The sequence below is a fragment of the Ruegeria sp. CDSA021 genome (genome assembly GCF_059612325.1).
On the sequence record NZ_JBXWQJ010000001.1, the window covers coordinates 428,101 to 447,795 of the forward strand.

Sequence of the window (19,695 nt, forward strand, 5' to 3'; positions counted from 1 at the left end):
CTGATTGCACAGCTGAACCCGGCTGTGCAATTCTGCGCGCATGAGTGACGACGACCTGACTTTTCCGGGCGGCCTGCCGCAGATGCTGGACCGCTACGAATCCCGGCGCAACCCGTTTCAGTTTGGCATCGATCCTCTGCCCGATCTGGACGTCGATCTGGACGCGTTAGCCCGGCAGAAGGTGCCTGAAACGGCCACCGCACTGCCACCCGGCCGCAATACGCGCTGGCAACGCAAACGCGCCCAGATTGCCAAGGAGTTCGTGGGGAATTCCGAGCTTGCCTTTCTGAATGCTCAGTTGATCTCGAACCTGCGGAAACGGTCTTTTCCGCGTCATGCACCGGCCCTGTTTTGCCGCCTGTGGCAAGAGCAATCAGAACACCTTTTGAGCGCGCTTGATCTGCGGTGGCTGGTGTCGTCGGTGCAGACCTTTGCCGATCACGGGCAAACCGCAACCCAGCGCGAGGTTGGCCACGCCCTGCGGATGCTGTTCGGCATGATGAAGCTGTATGAATACGAGCGGCTCTTCTCGGGTCTGCCGCCCGAGACAGCGTTTCAGTATCAAGACAAAAACCACGCCTCCCTTCCCTATCAGATGCGGGGATTTTCCCTGCAGAAAGGCGGTCTGGACGTGAATCTGATCGCTCCGGTCTGGACCAAGGCTTTGAATGATCCCACTATCTCGGGGCTGGTCGATCATCTGATGACCGAGCTGAACCAGGACCCCGGCAGTATATTCCGTCGACTGGAACATATGCGCCAAACACGCAAGCCGCGCGAATGACCACCTGGGGGATCGTGTCCATGGTACGGGGCCCGACCGAAGACGTTCTTCGGTTCGCGGCGCATCACCTCGATCTGGGGGTGGATGTTCTGTATGTCTTCATGGACGAGCCCAACCCACGCACCTTCCAGGCGCTCGACGATCACCCCCGAGTGCAGGTGCAGCTGTGCGATGACGCCTTCTGGCAAAATCAAGGCCGCCCGCGCCCCGAGAAACATCAGGTCCGCCAGTCCCTTAATGCCACGCTCACCTATCGGTCCACACCGATGGATTGGCTGGCACATATCGATGTGGACGAGTTCCTGTGGTCCTCAAAACCGATTGCAGGCACGCTGCAATCGGTGCCGCGCCATGTCCACGCGGCGCGTGTCCGTCCGATCGAGGCACTGGCAGCGGGCGCGGATCTGTACAAGGCACATATCCCCCAAAGCCCCGGGCGGAACAGCCTGGTCGAAACGCTTTACCCGACCTACGGCGCCTTCATCCTCGGCGGCTTCCTGAGCCACGTGCAGGGCAAGCTTTTTGTGCGGACAGGATTGGAAAAGCTGAGCTTTCGCATCCACAACCTGTATCAGAACAAAAAATTGCTGCCCTGCAAGTTCGAGCTTCCGGACGTCGATCTGTGTCACCTGCATGCACCGGATTGGGACCACTGGATTGGGCATTATCAATTTCGCAAGAATCGTGGCTCGTATCAGGCAGGCATGGCCCCCAATGTGCCGCGAGAACAGGGTGGTCTGAACAAAAACGAATTGTTCAACTGGATCGAGGCCGAACAAGGCATGGACGGGCTGCGCGCGTTTTTCGATGAGATGAGCGGCGCAGACCCCAATATCCGCGCCCGTTTGGACCAGCATGGCCTGTTGCGTCACCGCCCCTTGGACCTGGACAAAAAACTGGCGAAACACTTCCCCGGAACCTGCTGAATTGTTGCGAAAAATCCTGACACGCTGCCGCGCAACCTGGATTAAGCGGTCTTCATTTGACCCTGACCAACGTTTTTGTTATGTCCGCCATCAAGCCGATACGGCGCATTGCGCGCATGGCCAACCGGGCCCGGCACATCTTAGACGCGCGGGCCAGGTCAAGTGTCCGCAAAAACCGGACTTACATGACAAAATTCAACGAACTGAACCTGAACCCGAAGGTCCTCAAAGCCATTGAGGAAGCCGGGTACGAAACCCCCACTCCGATTCAGGAGGGCGCGATTCCGCCCGCTCTGGAAGGACGCGATGTTCTGGGGATAGCGCAGACAGGCACTGGCAAAACCGCCAGCTTTACCCTGCCGATGATCACCCTGCTGGCCCGTGGCCGCGCACGTGCGCGGATGCCGCGTTCGCTGGTTCTGTGCCCAACGCGGGAACTGGCCGCGCAGGTAGCCGAGAATTTCGATACCTATGCCAAAAATGTAAAGCTGACCAAGGCGCTGCTGATTGGCGGCGTCAGCTTCAAAGAACAAGATGCGCTGATCGACCGGGGCGTTGACGTTCTGATCGCCACACCGGGTCGACTGCTGGATCACTTCGAACGCGGCAAGCTGTTGCTGACAGGTGTTCAAATCATGGTGGTGGATGAGGCCGACCGGATGCTGGATATGGGCTTTATCCCTGATATCGAACGCATCTTCTCGCTGACGCCGTTCACCCGGCAGACGCTGTTTTTCTCAGCGACCATGGCATCCGAGATCGAACGAATCACAGATACCTTCCTGTCGGCCCCTGCCCGCGTTGAAGTCGCCCGCCAAGCGACCGCATCTGAAACGATCGAACAGGGCGTTGTCATGTTCAAAGGCGGCCGTCGGGATCGTGAGGCAAGCCAGAAGCGCAACGTGCTGCGCGCACTGATCGACGCCGAGGGCGAAAAGTGCACCAACGCGATCATCTTCTGCAATCGTAAAACAGATGTCGATATCTGCGCGAAATCTTTGAAGAAATATGGCTATGATGCGTCAGCAATCCATGGCGATCTGGATCAGTCACAGCGGATGAAAACACTGGACGGATTCCGCGACGGATCATTGCGTCTGCTGGTCGCGTCGGACGTCGCTGCGCGCGGTCTGGACGTTCCGGCCGTCAGCCATGTGTTCAATTTCGACGTCCCCGGCCACCCCGAGGATTATGTACACCGTATCGGCCGAACCGGCCGCGCCGGGCGCGAAGGTAAAGCAATTACGATCTGCTCAGGCCGAGATGAAAAGGCCCTGGCTGCGATCGAAAAGCTGATCCAGAAAGAAATTCCGCGCATAGATAATCCGATCAAGGAAGAGCCCAAGCCCGAAAGAGCCAAGTCTGAGCAACCAAAGCCAGAGAAAAAGGTCAGGGAAACGGAAAGCCCTAGGGACAACCGGAAAGAGCGCGAACCCAAAGGGCGCGGGCGGGGCCGCAAAAACGACAACGGTCCGGCCGTTGTGGGGATGGGTGATCATCTGCCCAGCTTCATTGCGCTCAGTTTTGATGAGCGTCGCGCTGGTTAAATCGCCATCACAAGCGCCAGTATCGAAAACCCCAGCAAGGTCATTCCGGCGATCTCTCGCCGGGTGATCGTTTCGCGGAACACCAGGATTGAGGCCATCAGGCTGAGGAGCAGTTCGACCTGCCCCAGCGCTTTGACGTATGCCGCGTTTTGCAAGGTGAAAGCCCAGAACCAGCAGAACGATCCACCCAGGCTGGTCAGCCCGACAAACACACCGGTGGACCGTGTTTGCCAGACTGCGATCAGCTCGGACCGGTCCCGCCACAACAGCCAAAGCCCCATGCTGACGAACTGAAACGTGACAACGGCGGCCAGAGTGACCAGTGCCCGAAACCACGCATCGACGTCGCCCAGTTGCAGCGAAGCGCCGCGATAGCTGACGGCGGAAAAGGCAAACAAAACGCCAGAGCCAAGCCCAAGTTGTGAGGCGCGATTGGTCAGATGTCGCCACCAAGCCGCATCGCCGCCAGGTGTCTTCGACAGCAGCAGAACAGCGGCAAGACCCGACACAATAGCCACCAGCGCACCTGATGAAACGCGATCACCCAGAACCAGAAAACCGACAATCGCGGTTTGAATCACCTCGGTTTTCTTGAAGGTGATCCCCACCGCAAAATTGCGCTGTTTGAACAGGGCAACAACGCAAATCGTCGCCAGTATCTGCGCAGTTCCGCCGATCACCGCGTAGGTCCAGAACAAAGGGCCAAGTGATGGTAGGCTTGCCCCCGTCACCTGCAAAGCAACCAGCAACCCCGCGACAGCCAACGGCATGGAATAGGCAAAACGCGCAAACGTTGCGCCAACCGCAGACAGTTTCACGCTGCTCAGCGATTTTTGCAGCATGAAACGTACCGTCTGAAAACTGGCGGCGGCGATGGTGACAGGGATCCAGAGACTCATGTCACCCGTTGTGTCGTCAAATCAGGACTTTGGCCAGAGCGGATGCGGCACAGGGTCTTTCGCGCGCCACAAGTACTGCCGGAAAATCTGCGCATAAGACCGGTATACGTATGCCTCATTACAGGCCAGATACCTGTCTCTGCCGTCCCGGTACAGTTGCGGCAAGTGATACCAGGGGGCGTTGGGGTTCATGTGATGAACCACGTGCAGGTTATTGTTCAGAAACAAAAAAGCCAGCGGTCCCCGATCTTCGATGATGACCGTGCGCGCCCGTGACTTCTCATGCGCGCGGTGCTCCAGAAAGGTGCGTATTTTCAATAGAGACAGCCCTAGATAGGCTGAGATAAGATAGGCCCAGACCGGCAGCGCCGACTGCGCAACCACCCACACCACCACCGCAACACCTGGCAGGTGCAAAGCCCAGGCCAGCAGGATGTCTTTGTCCCAGTGCCGCAATCCACGCCATTCGTCACGCAGAAACAGAACCTGCCCGATGGCCGGGCCCAATATCATGCGCCCAAGAAGCGCGTTGTTCAGCGTCAGAAGCAGCTGTACGCCACGCGATAATTTCGACCAGACCTTGGGGTCAAGATAGTTCGATTCCGGGTCGTCATACGGATCGGTCAGCGCGGCATCCAGATGATGCGCCAGATGCAGATCCCGAAAGCGGTTAAACGGGATGAACAGCGTGAGCGGCAGCGCCAAAAGCGCCTCGTTAATCCATTTTGTGCGAAACGGGTGACCGTGCAGGGCCTCATGCGTCAGTGACGAATGCAATGCCGCGACAACAGCCAGGGCTGGCACGGCCAGCCACACCGACACGCCAGCCAGCCAGAACAGCCCGGCAATCCACGCCGTATAACAGGCAATGATCAGGAAAAACGTGCCCCATTCAGGGGATTGGGATGTGGGTCGCTCAGCCATTGCGCCCCCACGAGATGCCTGCCCAAACCCGCTCGTAGATCAGGTACATGGTCAGGCCAATGGCCGTGTTCACCAGCGCCACCGCCCCGCCCACAGTGGCCGAGCCCGTGGCAATCAGCCCCACCACAGTCATGGTGACAAGCCCCATGACATTCCAAACGATTGCTTTCACGACAGATCTTTGTCGAGTTTCCATTCCGACCCTCAGTCTTTTTTCTTTTAGCAAAGGGTTACAGTTCGATGGTCATTGTGGAAATTCCGAATATGATTAACAAAATTCAGCAACTATGATATTTGTCACCACATGCAAAATAAAGTAGACAAAAGAGACCGCGCCGCGCAGTTTCGACAACGCCTTGCCCGTGCGATGGAACAGCGCAACGTCACCCAAAGCGCGCTTGCGCGTGACATCGATGTGGACCGCTCGACCGTATCGCAGCTTTTGACCGGGCATGGCGCTCGCCTGCCCAACGCGCATGTGGTCGGGGGATGTGCGACCGCGCTCGGCGTATCCGCCGACTGGTTGCTGAGCCTTTCCGACAGACCTGAAAGCGCAGCCGAGATTCTGGCCGGCTCTCTGACCTTTACCAAAGCCCCTCGCGCGCTGGTCGATGAACGGATCTTCGAGTGGCACAAAGAAGCCGCTGGCTACAAGATTCGCTATGTCCCGGCCAAACTGCCTGACATGCTCAAGACCCGTGCCGTGCTGGAATGGGAATATGCCCCGCATCTGGGGCGAACGTCGGATCAGGCCATCGGCGCGTCCGAGGACAGGTTGACCTGGATGCGTAGTGCGCAATCGGACTATGAAATCGCCATGCCCCTGTTCGAAATCGAGAGCTTTGCAAGCGCCACAGGGTATTATCACGGCCTCAGCCCGCAAGTGCGGCTGGAACAGATCGACCGCCTGCTTGCATTATGTGATCAGCTTTACCCCAGAATGCGTATCTATCTGTTCGATGCCAAACGGCTTTATTGCGCTCCGGTGACGGTTTTCGGCCCCCTACTTTGCGTGTTTTACGCGGGCAGTCACTATATGGCGTTCCGCGACCGGGACCGAATCGAAACCTTTACCCGCCACTTCGACACGCTTGTCCGCGAGGCCGACGTGACTGCCCGGAACTTTCCCAACCACTTGCGACAGCTCAGATCCAGGATTTCCGAAGGCACTTGATGCAGGCTGGTCGATACTGTGCTATTGTCCCTTGGCGCGAACCTTCGGGCATTCCGATCACAGACGGAGGACCACAGGAATGGACGCAATACAAACGGCTCAATACGCACGTGCCCTTTATGCCGCTCACGGAGACCGCGCCGAGGCGGAAGCTGCGCAGAAAATGCGCGAATGCGAGGCTGCCGGAAACCAGCAGCAAGCACAGGACTGGCAGGCGGTCCGCCAGTCCATCCGACAGATCAGAGGGCCAAACCAGGGCTAGATTACAGCTTCGGGTCAGGATTGACCGTATGGCCGTCCACGGCGATGACCTGACCCGACACCAGCCGCGCCGCGTCGGACGCCAGGAAAACGGCCATATTGGCGATATCCTGCGCCTCGACAAAGCACCCCATGGACGTGCCCGAGGCATAGCCTTGGTACACGGCTTCGCGGCTCATGCCTTTGGCTTCTGCCTCACGGGCCAGAACACCCTCCATGCGCGGGCCTTCCACTGCGCCCGGGCATATGGCGTTTGCGCGTATGCCATGCGGACCCAGCTCCATCGCAAGCGTTTTCATCAGACCAATCACCGCCCATTTTGCCGAAGCATACGGCGCGCGGAACGGATAGCCGTACTGACCTGCCGTCGACGAGGTCAGGATGATGCTGCCCGAGCGTGCCGATTTCATCAAAGGCGCGGCATATTTGGCGGCCAGAAACGCTCCGTCCAGATTGACCGCAATGCAGGCCCGCCATGCTGTCAGGTCGATGTCTTCGATTGCATCTGTTGGCCCCGCAATTCCGGCATTGGCACACAGGGTATCCAATCCACCTGCCTCTGAAACAGCCTCAAAGACACCGCGCATATCAGCCTCATCCGAGGCATTGGCGGAATGTGTCGTCCAATGACCCGGCACAGAACTTAGCGCTGCCTGATCGATATCCGTGACCCAGACCTCATATCCAGCGGCGTCAAATGCCTGCGCCATGGCACAACCGACACCAGACGCGCCAGCCGTCACCAGAACCCTTCGGTTCATGACGGCTTCCGAATACCGGCCCCCGCGCCTTCTGGGTAAGGCAACGCGGACTGAGCCTCTGCAATCCGCGCCATCACCGCCTCAATCTCAGGAGACGGAGGACCCGGTCGGCGCGTCTCGAGACTGACATGCAGCAAGAAGCTTTCGCCCGTGGCCAGCAACTTGTCGCCTTCATACATGCTGTGGAACACGTGCAGCTTCTTGCCCTGCCCCAGCAGCATCTGCGTGCGCACCTCGATCTTTGCACCCGCATAGACCTCGTCGATGTAACGAATGTGGTTTTCTGCGGTGAAATAGCTGCCGCCGGACGATATGTACTCCATATCGCATCCAATAATCTCCATGAATCGGTCCGTGGCGGCGGCAAAGGCTTCCAGATACTTCGCCTCATTCATGTGGCCGTTGTAGTCCGTCCAATCCAACGGGACGGCTCGGGACAGGGTCAGGATTGGCTGACTCAGATCTGCCTGATCCAGAGTCGGCAAGGCACCCGGTTTCAGCAGTGCATCATGCTGGTTCAGCACCGCGCCCGCCCCGTAATTCTGCGCCTTGAGTGCCCGCATCATGCCTACAAGATTGTTGTCGCGAATACGCTCCAACTCGCGGATCGAATGCATTCCCGATTGCGCGTCCGACTGATCGGCGATCATGTCGACCAGTTCGTCGGTGAATTCGGGCACATCCATCAGCTTGGTCCACGGCCATTTCAGGGCCGGGCCGAACTGCGCCATGAAATGCCGCATCCCCGCTTCACCGCCCGCAACGCGATAAGTTTCGAACAAACCCATCTGCGCCCAGCGGATGCCGAATCCCATGCGGATTGCCTCATCCACCTCTTCCGTTGTCGCGATGCCGTCCTTGACCAGCCACAGTGCCTCACGCCAAACGGCTTCCAGAAAACGGTCGGCAATATGCGCGTCGATCTCTTTTTTGATGTGCAGTGGGAAAAATCCGACCGATTTAAGCAGCTCCTGCGCCCGCGTGACCATCTCGGGCGGGTTCTTGTCGGTTGGAACCAGCTCGATCAGTGGTAACAGGTAGACCGGATTGAACGGATGCGTCACGACGATCTGTTCGGGCCGCAGCGCGCCCTCCTGCAACTCGGACGGCTTGAAACCACTGGTCGAGGACCCGATGATTGCCTCCGGATCACAAGCCGATAGCAAACCTTTGTAAACCTTCAGTTTCAGGTCCAGCCGTTCCGGCACACTTTCTTGAATCCACGTCGCGCCTTGTACGGCGTCGGTCATGTCGTCATGAAAGCTCAACGCGCCTTCGGGCGGCAATGGCACGTCGCTCAGGCCCGGCAGCGACCGCCGCGCATTATCTAGGACTTCACCGATTTTGCGTTCCGCTTCCGGGTCAGGGTCGAATACCCGTACGTCCCAGCCATTCAGTAGGAACCGCGCGGCCCATCCGCCGCCGATGACCCCACCCCCGATGATTGCTGCCGTCTTTGTCATGTCATCCTCTAATCGATACAGATCACTTGCGCCTGACCCGCCTCGTCCAGATGCGCGGTGCATCCGAATTTTGGCGTGATGGCACTGCATTGTTTGGTGTCCGATAGGCAGAACCCTGCACAATCGGAGGCTTTTTCGCAGGACGCTCCGGCGTCGGGCAAGGGTTCAAAGCAGATAAACTGCTGGATCCGCCCGCCTACCTCATAGCGTCCCCCCTTGGCTTCGCACTCCTGACGGGCTGAGGCGTCCTCTGTGGGTTGTGCCGCCCCTTCTCGGGGCAGGCATACCGCCATAATGGCCGCGCATGTTACAACAACCGCCTGCATGGTTATCATCCTTCTGCTGACAACCCCTGAGTTTTCCGATTTTGTCACCAGACGCAAGCAGATCAGCCCTTTGGCGCGCGTTTCACCAGCCCCAGCTTCTCGCGCACCTCTTGCGGCCCTATGACTCGCGCGCCCATATTCTCAATGATGGTCCCCGCCCGTTCGACCAGCTGCCAGTTCTCGGCCAATTCGCCCTTGCCCAGCCACAGGTTGTCTTCGAGCCCGACACGCACGTTGCCGCCCGCTAGCACCGATGCCCCCACATATGCCATCTGGTTGCGACCCAGCGCGAATGCGCTGAATGTCCAGTCGTCAGGCACATTGTTGACCATCGCCATGAAGGTGTTCAGATCGTCCGGCGCGCCCCACGGTACGCCCATGCACAGCTGGACCAGAGCATTGGGTTCCAAAATCCCTTCTTTCACCAATTGCTTGGCAAACCACAGATGCCCGGTGTCAAAGGCTTCGATCTCGGGCTTAACACCCATATCCGTCATCATCTGTCCCATGGCGCGCAGCGCACCGGGGGTGTTGGTCATGACATAGTCGGCCTCGGCAAAGTTCATGGTGCCGCAATCCAGTGTGCAGATCTCGGGCAGACATTCGGCAATATGCGCCACACGCTCCGACGCGCCGATCATGTCGGTTCCGGCCTCGTTCACCGGGAATGGGCTTTCGACGCCGCCAAAGACAATGTCCCCGCCCATTCCAGCCGTCAGGTTCAGAACAACATCCACATCGGCGTCGCGAATCCGGTCCGTCACCTCGCGATACAAATCCAACCGGCGGCTTGGCGCGCCGGTCTCGGGGTCGCGTACATGGCAATGTACGACCGCGGCCCCGGCCTTGGCGGCAGCTATCGCGCTGTCGGCAATCTGCTGCGGCGAGCGTGGCACATGAGGGCTACGATCCTGTGTTCCACCCGAGCCCGTCACGGCGCAGGTGATGAAGACGTCGCGGTTCATTTCCAGAGGCATGGTGTTTTCCCCAAGTTATACCCGGTTTTGACCTGAGTTTTCCCCAGGCTTTTCCCCGGATTCCGATTTGCGTTCGTACCCGACTCTGGCGCAGCTTTGGGGAAACAACTTGGCAAAATGCGAATCGAACTTGATGCAATCCGCAAAAAACATACTGCAACCCGAACATCGCGCCCTGAAAACGGCGGTGCTGGTACTTGATGACTGCAACACGCTCAGCTTTGCCTCGGCCGTCGACCCGATGCGTGCTGCCAACCGCCTTGCCGACCGCCCGGCCTTTGACTGGGACTATGTAACCGCCACACCAGAACCCGCGATGCTGACCAGCGCCCTGCAAGTGCCCGGCATTCCGCTGGCGCGGCTGCAAAGCTGTGATCTGATGATCGTTGTCGCAGGCTTCCAACTGGCCCGCCACGCCACCCCCAGCCTGCTGGCCGGTCTGCGCCGCATTGCAGGCACCGGCGCAACGATGGCTGGCATCGATGGCGGCCCCTGGCTGCTGGCCGAGGCTGGCCTGCTGGACGGTCACGCCACCTCGACTCATTGGGAAGACCTGGAAAACTTCGCCGCCCGCTTCCCGGAAGTGGATGTGCGCCCCGACCGCTTCACTGTCTCGGGCGCCCGGTTGACATCGGGCGGAGCGATCCCGGCGGTCGAGATGATGCTGCACATCATCGCCGCCCGCCACGGCGCGGGTTTCGCCGCACGCGTATCGGGCCTGTTCCTCTATGAGGGTGCGCCGGACCCCGCCAAACCGCAAAGCCGCACTGGCGCACCACACCGCCACACGGCTTTGACCGCCAAGGCCAACTCACTGATGCAGGAATCTTTGGATGACCCCTTGCCGCTTGCCTATATCGCAGACCGACTGGGCACCAGTCCACGCACCTTGCAGCAACAGTTTCGCCTGCGCCTGAACACCACGCCGCAGGATCATTATCTGCAACTCCGCCTGGCCGAGGCGCGCCGTCTGGTCACCGATACCGACATGCCCCTGATGGAAGTGGCGCTGGCCACCGGATTCGCATCACAATCCAGCTTCGCCCGCGCCTTCCGCACGACACACGGCCTGTCAGCCCGCGATCTCAGACAAGAGCGCGCGCATCCCACCCATCACTGACGGGATCCAACTTCATCTGGCCAAAAATATCCCGGGGGAGGCGTGCGCAGCACGACGGGGGCAGAGCCCTTGGCCCGTTCGAAAGTTGCACTTTCAAATGTGGTCAAGAAGTGCTCAATTCTGATTGGGGTCTTTCTGAAACATTGCCTCAAGTGCGAACGTCAAAACCTGACCCAAAGCTGTGGTTCTCAATCGATTGGCGATGCGGCGCATGCACCCCGCATCGCCGCCAATCCGCAAGTGTTAAGATTAGCAACTTCACCTCAGTGGCATGTCGCTCAAGTTTGTAATAAGTGGAATTTCTACGTCGCCGGCGGAGCACAAAGCGACCAAATCCGGGTAATCCCTTGACGTGACGCCGGGGCACTTCGTAAAGTATTTAAGTTGCCGCGCGCCATCTTTTTCGTCATCAGGTGTAAAAATGAGATACTCGAAAATTCGCAATATGGAAGAATTTGCTGCAATAAGCGGCATCTCGCGGCCCACTGTGTCGAAGTATTTCAATGATCCCGGTAGTGTGCGCGCTTCAACACGAGCAAGGATCGAGGCCTCATTGAAGAAGTACGATTACCAGCCTAACGTCTTTGCAATGAATCAAAACAGGCGCACGACAAAGAACATCGGCATTGTGGTCCCGAACCTTGCAGACCCATTTTTCTCCGAGATCGCCAGGCGGGTCGAACTTGCGTGTATAGACGCTGGCTACAGCCCAATTTTGGCAAGTTCTCATGGTCGCCCCGAGATGGAACGAGAAAACTTGCTGTCTTTGCGGTCCTTGAAACCAGCTGGTGTGTTGCTTGCCCCCTTTGGCCGAATGTCCGACGAGGACGCGGTTAAAGACATCAGCCATGATTTCCCCTTAGTTCTTTTTGACGCCAATATAGGCGACGTCGGTCAGGCATTTGTGGGGACGGACAATGCGCAAAGTGTGGATATGATGGTTGAGTATCTGTGTCGCAGTGGCGAGCCGCCCTGCTTTTTTGAAATGAAATCCCCCTCGAATCCAAACGCCAACAAGCGCCGTCAGGCTTATCTCGACAGCATGCAAAGGCACGGACGTGAACCGTCTATTTTTCAGGCTGATGGTGAGGGTTGGCATTTCGAGGAAATCGGGAAAACCGAAGGCGGTCGGCTGCTATCTTCCAAAGCATTCAGCACCAACACTGTGTTATGCAGCAATGACCGTTTGGCAATTGGCATGCTGTCCGCAGCTTACGGCCTTGGGCTACGCGTGGGTCACACTGAGGGTTGCGACATAAGGGTGGCTGGCCATGACGACCACCCCTTCTCCAAATTCACCTGTCCTCCGTTGACCACAATCGCGCAGGACTATGAAGCCATCGCGAATCGTGCATTCAACGATCTTTTCGAGATGCTTGAGCAAGGTGAGCGCCTTTCAGAACGTACGGAAACCACCTTTGAGGGACGATTAGTCATGAGAGATTCCGCCTAAGCAATTCATTACAATAAATAAATTACCTAAATATTTACGCGCGCAAATTTTTAATTGACTTCGCGTTGCGACACCCGGTATCGTCCTATTTATCACCCAAGGAGGAGGAAATTGGGATGTCCATCAAGAAAGCACTACTCTCTGCCACGGCGGTGTCACTTTTTGCAGTCAGCGGCGCACTTGCCGACGGTCACGCCAAAGAACTGACAATCGCGATCGTGAACAACGGTCACATGATCAACATGCAGAAAGTTGCAGAAGCCTACACAGAAGAAACCGGTGTAAAACTCAATTGGGTTTCTCTCGAAGAAGGCGTTCTGCGTGAGCAAGTCACGTCCGATACCGCAACCGGAGGCGGTCAGTACGATGTCATTAACATCGGCATGCAGGAAGCGCCCATCTGGGGTGCAGCTGGTTGGATCGAGGCCCTGGACTTCGGTGCCGATTATGACGCTGACGACATCCTGCCCGCAATTCGCGCTGGTCTGTCCCACGAGGGCACTATGTATGCGGCACCGTTCTACGGCGAAAGCTCCATGGTTATGTATCGTAAAGACCTGACCGACGCTGCAGGTGTAACCATCGCTGACAACGACAGCTGGGACAATATCAAAGCGGCGGCGGCAGCAATGCATGACCCTGACAACGGCATTTACGGTGCGTGTTTGCGCGGCAAGCCGGGTTGGGGCGACAATATGGCCTTCGTCACCACTATGGTAAATTCTTTCGGTGGTGCCTGGTTCGACGCGGATTTCAAACCGACCATCGATTCAGACGAATGGAAAGCAGCAATCAACTTCTACGTTGACCTCTTGGGCAACTATGGCCCTCCTGGATCGGAAGGAAACTCCTTCAACGAAATCCTCGCTCTCTACAACGAAGGCAAGTGCGGCATGTGGATCGACGCTACGATCGCAGCTTCCTTCTTGACCGTTGACGGTGTTGAATACGCGCAGTCGCCAAACGCTGGTAACCCAGTTGGCGCGAACTGGCTGTGGGCGTGGGCAATGGCTGTTCCTGCCGGAACACCTAATGCGGAAGAAGCAAAAGCCTTCATCGAGTGGGCTACTTCCAAAGATTATGTGCAGGCCGTTGGGAACCACCCTGAGTTCGGCTGGGCGAAAGTCCCTACAGGTCAGCGTGCATCAACGTACGCTCTGCCCGAATTCCAAGCTGTTGCAGGTTTCGCAGCAGCTGAGATGGCAGCGATTGAGTCAGCCGCACCTGAAGCGACAGACCTGAAACCATACGTTGGTGTTCAGTTCGCAGCGATACCTGAGTTCCCAGAGGTGGGTTCCGCTGTTGCGCAGGAAATCGCGGCTGCTCTGTCTGGCGCCAAATCTGTCGATGACGCTTTGGCGGCTTCACAGGCTGCTGCTGCATCCATCATGGAAGAAGCAGGCTACTAAGCTACGACTTTGAATAACATGGATGGTCCGGTTCATCCGGGCCCTCTCCAATACTATTCGCGCTGAGAGACCAGCGGTTTACAGAAGTCCTGTTCTCCAGCAACCTGACCACCGATCACTTACGAAATTATTGATATCATTGCGAGCAATTTGCTTCGCGGGGGTCCTTAGCCATGTCTAATAGAAAACTTCCACGCACGCTTCAATCACCAGCGGTCATTTTACTGCTGATCTGGATGCTAGTGCCGTTGTCGATGACGCTCTACTTCTCGTTTATCCGCTACGTCTTGAACAACCTGCGTCGGCCTGAGTGGACAACTCCATCTATAAGCAACTGGCGCGGTTTAGGTAACTACGAGTTTGTTTTGAAGTCCAAGGACTTCCTGTTCGCAATCCAGAATAGCCTTCTCATTGTATGCAGCATTCTCTTCCTGACCGTTGTTCTGGGAGTATTGATTGCCGTGTTGATCAACAAGTCCTTCCCAGGCCAGGGAATCGTTCGCGTGTTGCTGATTTCGCCCTTCTTTGTGATGCCCGCCGTGAACGCGGTGTTGTGGATCAACATGATCCTTGACCCTGTTCTGGGCCTGCAGGGCATCGCGGTCGCAGGAATAAACGAGACGGTTGCCGGGCTTCGAAACACACCGTTGATCGGAGGATTCTTCTCCTTATGGCCGGAGTTTAATCCAATTTCTTTCCGCGCCACACAGACATCCGCCTACGCTGTGATCATGATGGTCACGTGGCAATGGACTCCATTTGCGGTTCTAATCTTTATGACGTCGTTACAGTCAGAGGATCAGCAGCAAAAAGAGGCGGCAATTCTGGATGGGGCCAGCGCGTGGTCGCAGTTCCGCTTTCTGACTCTGCCTCACCTTGGTCGGCCTATCGCGATCGTAGTGATGATCCAAGCGATCTTCCATCTCTCACTCTATGCCGAGATTGAGATTGTCAGCCGGGGCAACGGTAACAAAAACCTGCCTTACTTGATCGGCGAATTCGCCAACAACAACATCGGCGCGGCCTCTGCTACGGGGATATTCGCCGTAATCCTTGCCAACATCGTTGCGATTTTCTTGCTGCGGATGGTCGGCAAGACATTGATGGAGTAACAGACCTATGGCCATTGTTGCACAATCCTCGAAATACGGAGATATCGGCCGCGCTATATTGGCTTGGGCAGTGGGACTTCTGTTCTTCTTCCCAATCTTCTGGCTGGTTCTGACGAGCTTCAAGACGGACGCTGATGCGGTGAAACCTGAGTTCCTATTCTTCTTCACACCTACGTTGGAGAATTACCTAAACATGACCGAAAACTACGACTACTGGCGCTTCGCGACCAATTCGGTCATCACTTCTGTCTTCGCCACGGTTTTCGCACTCGCAGTGGGTATTCCATGCGCCTACGCCATGGCATTCAAGCCGACACGCGCGACCAAGGACGTATTGATGTGGATGCTCTCCACGAAAATGCTGCCTGCAGCGGCGGTGTTGTACCCGATGACCTTTCTGACAAAGAGTCTTGGTCTGTTTGACACCCATTTTATGGTCATTGTGGTGTTGATGTTGATCAACCTGCCCATCGTGATTTGGATGCTTTTCACCTACTTTAAGGAGATCCCGAAAGAGATTATCGAAGCGGGGCAGATGGATGGCGTGAATACCTGGGGAGAGATCCGAGAAATCCTCATTCCGCTGGCCTGGGGCGGCATCGCCTCAACCGCGCTATTGTGCTTTATCTTCTGTTGGAACGAGGCCTATTGGACCGTCCGGCTCACAACTACCGAGGCGGCAACACTCTCCAAGCTCATCGAAGGTAACCGTGCGCCGGAAGGTCTATTCTTTGGGCGTCTCTCCGCTGTCTCTGCTGCTGCAGTCGGCCCCATCATTGTGTTGGGCTGGTTCTGTCAAAAACAATTGGTCCAAGGTCTCACCTTTGGCGCCGTGAAATAGGAAAAGATCATGGGACGTATTGTACTTGAAAACGTAACCAAAAACTTTGGCTCGACAGAAGTCATCCCGCCGTTGAACTTAACTATCGAAGACGGCGAGTTCGCTGTGTTTGTCGGACCATCAGGCTGCGGTAAATCCACCCTATTGCGTGTAATCGCGGGTTTAGAGGACGCAACGTCTGGTAAAGTGCTCATCGATGATGAGGACGTGACAGAGATCTCCCCTTCCAAACGCGGACTTGCCATGGTGTTCCAGACCTATGCGCTCTATCCGCACATGAGCGTTCGCAAAAATATTGCTTTTCCAATGCGGATGGCAGGCATGAGCGAGGAGGAGCAAGAAAAACGCATAACAGCGGCGGCAAATTCGTTGAACCTGACCGACTATTTGGACCGTAAACCAGGCCAATTGTCCGGTGGTCAACGTCAGCGTGTAGCCATTGGCCGTGCCATTGTCCGTGACCCATCCGCGTTCCTTTTCGACGAACCTTTATCGAACCTCGATGCAGCTTTGCGGGTCGGTATGCGGCTCGAGATCACTGAAATGCATGAACGTATGAAGACTACGATGATCTATGTGACCCACGATCAGGTTGAAGCTATGACGATGGCCAACAAGATAGTCGTGTTGCAAGCAGGTGTAATCGAACAGGTCGGCTCTCCGCTGGAACTTTACCACCGTCCGCGCAATAAGTTCGTGGCGGGCTTTATCGGCAGCCCCAAAATGAATCTGATTGAAGGTGCGTTGGCTGAGGAACAGGCTGCAGATACCATTGGTATTCGCCCTGAGCATTTAAGCATCTCGGACAAGGAAGGTTTGTGGCAGGGGACAGTCGGTGTTGCAGAGCACCTGGGATCTGACACATTCATCCACATACATGGCATTGAAGGTTGTGACCCTATGACCATGCGTGCCGCAGGTGATGTTTCGTTCACACACGGTGATCGGGTCTATCTTACACCGGATGCAACGCAAATTCACAAGTTTGATGCGCAAGGTCTTAGGATCGAGTGATGCAACTGGCGCGAAAGACAGCTCTTATTACTGGAGCCGCTCGCGGAATCGGGCGGGCCATTGCAGCCGCTTATATCCGCGAAGGCGCTCAGGTTGCGGTTGCCGACATTGACGCGCACAGCATCGCCTTAACGGCCAATGAACTCGGAGAACAGGCTTGGTCTCTGCCCATGGACGTAACCGATCAGGTCAGTATTGATGAAGGGGTAAATCGCACGATCGATCACTTTGGGCAGATCGATATCCTAATCAATAATGCGGCACTTTTCACGGCGGCACCCCTGGTTGAGATCAATCGCACAGATTATTCTCGCGTGTTTGATGTGAACGTCTCCGGCACACTTTTCATGACGCAGGCCGTTGCCCGCCACATGATCGCACGCGGTCAAGGCGGAAAAATCATCAACATGGCCTCTCAAGCAGGTCGGCGTGGAGAACCCCTTGTCGCCGTTTACTGCGCCACCAAAGCGGCAGTGATCAGCCTGACCCAGTCTACCGGACTAGACTTGATCAAGCACGGAATCAACGTCAATGCGATCTCCCCCGGTGTTGTGGACGGTGAACACTGGGACGCCGTTGATGCCTTCTTTGCCAAATATGAGAACAAAGAATTGGGTCAAAAAAAGCGAGAAGTTGGGGCCGCTGTCCCCTTTGGGCGCATGGGCACCCAAGAAGACCTCACAGGTATGGCCGTCTTTCTGGCAAGTCATGCTGCAAATTACATCGTTGCGCAGACCTATAACGTAGATGGTGGACAATGGATGAGCTAATCTCCCTTTCGAACGCGACACTTGATCAATTGACCGTCGAACACCCTCGGTATGACCGCACAACCCTGACAGCCGGAATTGTTCATATCGGCGTTGGCAACTTTCATCGCGCTCATCAGGCCTGGTACCTACATCGCCTGATGCAAGCAAACCAAGCAAAGGACTGGGCCATTATCGGTGCTGGCGTACGTCCATATGACGCGGCCATGCGCGAGAAGTTGCTTGCTCAGGATTGTTTGACCACCCTGATTGAACTTGATCCCAAAAATGTCTCTGCCGAGGTCATCGGCTCAATGATCGATTATCTGCCAATCGAAGAAAGCAATGCGACGCTAATTTCTCAAATGGCGGAACCCGCAATACGTATCGTTGCAATGACAGTGACTGAAAGCGGCTACTACATCGATCCGGTCACTAAGGAATTTGATGCCGCACACGCCGATCTGCAACACGACGCGGCTAATCCCGACAGGCCGATCACCGCCTTCGGCGCAATTGTCGCCGCTCTACGCCTGCGCCATGCCGCCGGTCATGGGCCGTTCACCTGTCTCAGCTGTGACAACCTGCAAGGGAACGGGGACATCCTGCGCCAAACCGTCGTGTCCTTAGCGCGCCTATCCGATGCAGATCTGGCTGATTGGATTGACACCGAAGTGACGTTCCCAAACTCCATGGTTGACTGTATTGCACCTTCCAATGGGCCCAAAGAGCTGGCGCTTGCCGCGGATTTTGGCATCATCGACAATGCGCTGGTCACGCACGAAGCCTTTCGCCAATGGGTCATTGAGGATAAGTTTTGCGTAGGGCGGCCGAATTGGGAACAAGTGGGCGCGACCTTCTCGGACGATGTTCATTCATTTGAGACTATGAAAATCCGAATCCTGAACGCTGGTCATCAGGTCATTGCAAATGTCGGTGAAATACTGGGGATCAAAACGATTGCAGATTGTATGGCGCATTCCGAACTTGCAGGGTTTTTTGGCACAGTCCAACGCACAGAAATCGCACCTACAGTCGCCGCTGTGCCAGGCAAAACGCCCGCACAATATGTAGAGCTTGTCGAAGATCGCTTCTCGAACCCCCGAATTGTGGATACAACCCGCCGCGTAGCCTTCGACGGTTCTGCTCGCCACCCCGGTTTTGTCTTGCCCATCCTGCGCGATCAGCTTGCCGCTGGGCGCAGTGTTGAAGGATTGGCGCTGGTCGAGGCTCTCTGGGCGCGTATGTGTTTCGGTACGCGGGAAGACGCGAGTGTGATCGAAGCAAATGATCCCATCTGGAATGATCTTTGCAAAACGGCGAAAGCGGCGAAAGAACGTCCGACGGCGTGGCTAGAACTAAATCGGATTTACGGCGACTTGGCTCAACCGAGTCCTTTCTCAGAGGCGTTTTGTAGATGGCTCCCGATGATCTGGGAGCAAGGTTGCGAGTCGGCATTGAAGGCTTACGCCGTCCGTGTTCGAGAAGAATCCTGTGCCTGATATCATCTGCGCATGCGTAACTTGAACCTCTGGCTTTTGGGGTAAACTAGATGTCCTAATCGACATGCTAAGCGTTGCAGAAGCCGGAATAATGACTATGAAACTTGTCCATTCAAAGTCCTGATTAAATCATGCGGAGTCTGACTTGATTGTACTGGCAAAATGGCCAAGTTTTGGAGTTTCTTGATCCAAGCGCACAGCGCCCAAGTTTTACGTGAACCAATTCTAGAACACTGATTTCCAAAATAAATTGAGCTTTCACTACACGTAGCGGCCACTTTTAGTACGCGCGACTATTCATTCCTTCATTTCAGAGACGGAAAAAGGACACAAACGAATGCCCCCTTTTTCTTATAGGGAATTGATTTTTTCGTTTGCAGCGAACTTCTGCTTCTCGCCCGTTTCCTCGCCCTCACGCTCAACAGGGGACAACAACGGTTTCGTCTTCAGCGC

The 19,695-nt window shown here is 56.2% G+C and carries 20 protein-coding genes; 13 read left to right on the top strand and 7 right to left on the bottom strand.

Annotated elements, in window-relative coordinates; genetic code table 11:
• The first annotated feature begins 40 nt into the window (after nucleotides 1-40).
• The 3 genes from AC2FLD_RS02145 (at nucleotide 41) to AC2FLD_RS02155 (ending at nucleotide 3,257) form a co-directional block, all read left to right on the top strand.
• Entirely contained in the window at nucleotides 41-784 is a 744-nt protein-coding gene (locus AC2FLD_RS02145) for a hypothetical protein (RefSeq protein WP_496672851.1), read from the top strand.
• The gene (locus AC2FLD_RS02150) at nucleotides 781-1,710 is read left to right on the top strand and encodes a glycosyltransferase family 2 protein (protein WP_496672848.1); all 930 of its coding nucleotides are present in this window, start codon (nucleotides 781-783) and stop codon (nucleotides 1,708-1,710) included. The genes AC2FLD_RS02145 and AC2FLD_RS02150 overlap by 4 nt, the downstream gene beginning before the upstream one ends.
• A gap of 185 nt (nucleotides 1,711-1,895) precedes the next feature.
• Complete coding sequence (locus AC2FLD_RS02155; protein ID WP_496672846.1) at nucleotides 1,896-3,257, top strand: DEAD/DEAH box helicase; 1,362 nt, start codon at nucleotides 1,896-1,898, stop codon at nucleotides 3,255-3,257.
• Here the strand turns inward: AC2FLD_RS02155 and AC2FLD_RS02160 are convergent.
• Genes AC2FLD_RS02160 through AC2FLD_RS02170 form a run of 3 tightly spaced genes read right to left on the bottom strand, consistent with a single transcriptional unit; the run spans nucleotide 3,254 to nucleotide 5,276 of the window.
• A complete protein-coding gene (locus AC2FLD_RS02160; RefSeq protein ID WP_496672843.1) occupies nucleotides 3,254-4,156 on the bottom strand; it encodes a DMT family transporter in 903 nt (300 codons plus the stop codon). The genes AC2FLD_RS02155 and AC2FLD_RS02160 overlap by 4 nt on opposite strands.
• A 21-nt stretch (nucleotides 4,157-4,177) precedes the next feature.
• On the bottom strand, nucleotides 4,178-5,080 hold the full coding sequence (locus AC2FLD_RS02165; protein WP_496672840.1) for a fatty acid desaturase: 903 nt from the start codon (nucleotides 5,078-5,080) through the stop codon (nucleotides 4,178-4,180).
• A complete protein-coding gene (locus tag AC2FLD_RS02170; protein ID WP_496672837.1) occupies nucleotides 5,073-5,276 on the bottom strand; it encodes a DUF2061 domain-containing protein in 204 nt (67 codons plus the stop codon). The genes AC2FLD_RS02165 and AC2FLD_RS02170 overlap by 8 nt, the downstream gene beginning before the upstream one ends.
• Nucleotides 5,277-5,384: 108 nt before the next feature.
• Here AC2FLD_RS02170 and AC2FLD_RS02175 point away from each other — a divergent pair, with 108 nt between their 5' ends.
• Nucleotides 5,385-6,254 carry a helix-turn-helix domain-containing protein gene (locus AC2FLD_RS02175; protein WP_496672835.1) on the top strand — a complete coding sequence of 290 codons (870 nt, stop codon included), beginning with the start codon at nucleotides 5,385-5,387 and terminating at the stop codon, nucleotides 6,252-6,254.
• Between the two features lie 79 nt (nucleotides 6,255-6,333).
• Entirely contained in the window at nucleotides 6,334-6,516 is a 183-nt protein-coding gene (locus tag AC2FLD_RS02180) for a hypothetical protein (protein WP_496672833.1), read from the top strand.
• A gap of 1 nt (nucleotide 6,517) precedes the next feature.
• Here AC2FLD_RS02180 and AC2FLD_RS02185 read toward each other — a convergent pair whose 3' ends face one another.
• The 4 genes from AC2FLD_RS02185 to bcoG all read right to left on the bottom strand — a co-directional run bounded on the left by AC2FLD_RS02185 (nucleotide 6,518) and on the right by bcoG (nucleotide 10,042).
• Nucleotides 6,518-7,276 carry an SDR family oxidoreductase gene (locus AC2FLD_RS02185; protein ID WP_496672830.1) on the bottom strand — a complete coding sequence of 253 codons (759 nt, stop codon included), beginning with the start codon at nucleotides 7,274-7,276 and terminating at the stop codon, nucleotides 6,518-6,520.
• Nucleotides 7,273-8,739 carry a carnitine 3-dehydrogenase gene (locus tag AC2FLD_RS02190; protein WP_496672828.1) on the bottom strand — a complete coding sequence of 489 codons (1,467 nt, stop codon included), beginning with the start codon at nucleotides 8,737-8,739 and terminating at the stop codon, nucleotides 7,273-7,275. Before AC2FLD_RS02190 ends, AC2FLD_RS02185 begins: the two co-directional genes overlap by 4 nt.
• Nucleotides 8,740-8,747: 8 nt before the next feature.
• On the bottom strand, nucleotides 8,748-9,065 hold the full coding sequence (locus AC2FLD_RS02195) for a hypothetical protein (RefSeq protein ID WP_496672825.1): 318 nt from the start codon (nucleotides 9,063-9,065) through the stop codon (nucleotides 8,748-8,750).
• A 62-nt stretch (nucleotides 9,066-9,127) separates the two neighbouring features.
• The gene (gene bcoG / locus AC2FLD_RS02200) at nucleotides 9,128-10,042 is read right to left on the bottom strand and encodes a 3-dehydrocarnitine:acetyl-CoA trimethylamine transferase BcoG (protein WP_050602243.1); all 915 of its coding nucleotides are present in this window, start codon (nucleotides 10,040-10,042) and stop codon (nucleotides 9,128-9,130) included.
• Nucleotides 10,043-10,175: 133 nt separating this feature from the next.
• On the opposite strand from bcoG, the gene AC2FLD_RS02205 reads away from it, so the two are divergent.
• The 8 genes from AC2FLD_RS02205 to AC2FLD_RS02240 all read left to right on the top strand — a co-directional run bounded on the left by AC2FLD_RS02205 (nucleotide 10,176) and on the right by AC2FLD_RS02240 (nucleotide 19,242).
• Nucleotides 10,176-11,162, top strand: coding sequence for a GlxA family transcriptional regulator (locus AC2FLD_RS02205; protein WP_496672821.1), 987 nt, complete (start codon nucleotides 10,176-10,178; stop codon nucleotides 11,160-11,162).
• Nucleotides 11,163-11,583: 421 nt separating this feature from the next.
• Nucleotides 11,584-12,615: a LacI family DNA-binding transcriptional regulator gene (locus AC2FLD_RS02210; RefSeq protein ID WP_496672818.1), complete on the top strand. Its 1,032-nt coding sequence runs from the start codon at nucleotides 11,584-11,586 to the stop codon at nucleotides 12,613-12,615.
• A gap of 116 nt (nucleotides 12,616-12,731) precedes the next feature.
• A complete protein-coding gene (locus AC2FLD_RS02215; RefSeq protein WP_050602630.1) occupies nucleotides 12,732-14,024 on the top strand; it encodes an ABC transporter substrate-binding protein in 1,293 nt (430 codons plus the stop codon).
• Between the two features lie 173 nt (nucleotides 14,025-14,197).
• Nucleotides 14,198-15,136 (top strand): carbohydrate ABC transporter permease, encoded by a 939-nt coding sequence (locus AC2FLD_RS02220; RefSeq protein WP_496672815.1) that lies wholly within the window; start codon nucleotides 14,198-14,200, stop codon nucleotides 15,134-15,136.
• Between the two features lie 7 nt (nucleotides 15,137-15,143).
• The gene (locus tag AC2FLD_RS02225) at nucleotides 15,144-15,977 is read left to right on the top strand and encodes a carbohydrate ABC transporter permease (protein WP_050602632.1); all 834 of its coding nucleotides are present in this window, start codon (nucleotides 15,144-15,146) and stop codon (nucleotides 15,975-15,977) included.
• A 9-nt stretch (nucleotides 15,978-15,986) separates the two neighbouring features.
• Nucleotides 15,987-16,991 carry an ABC transporter ATP-binding protein gene (locus tag AC2FLD_RS02230; RefSeq protein WP_496672812.1) on the top strand — a complete coding sequence of 335 codons (1,005 nt, stop codon included), beginning with the start codon at nucleotides 15,987-15,989 and terminating at the stop codon, nucleotides 16,989-16,991.
• On the top strand, nucleotides 16,991-17,761 hold the full coding sequence (locus AC2FLD_RS02235; RefSeq protein ID WP_496672809.1) for an L-iditol 2-dehydrogenase: 771 nt from the start codon (nucleotides 16,991-16,993) through the stop codon (nucleotides 17,759-17,761). The genes AC2FLD_RS02230 and AC2FLD_RS02235 overlap by 1 nt, the downstream gene beginning before the upstream one ends.
• Nucleotides 17,749-19,242, top strand: coding sequence for a mannitol dehydrogenase family protein (locus tag AC2FLD_RS02240; RefSeq protein WP_496672806.1), 1,494 nt, complete (start codon nucleotides 17,749-17,751; stop codon nucleotides 19,240-19,242). The genes AC2FLD_RS02235 and AC2FLD_RS02240 overlap by 13 nt, the downstream gene beginning before the upstream one ends.
• The last annotated feature ends 453 nt before the right edge of the window (nucleotides 19,243-19,695 follow it).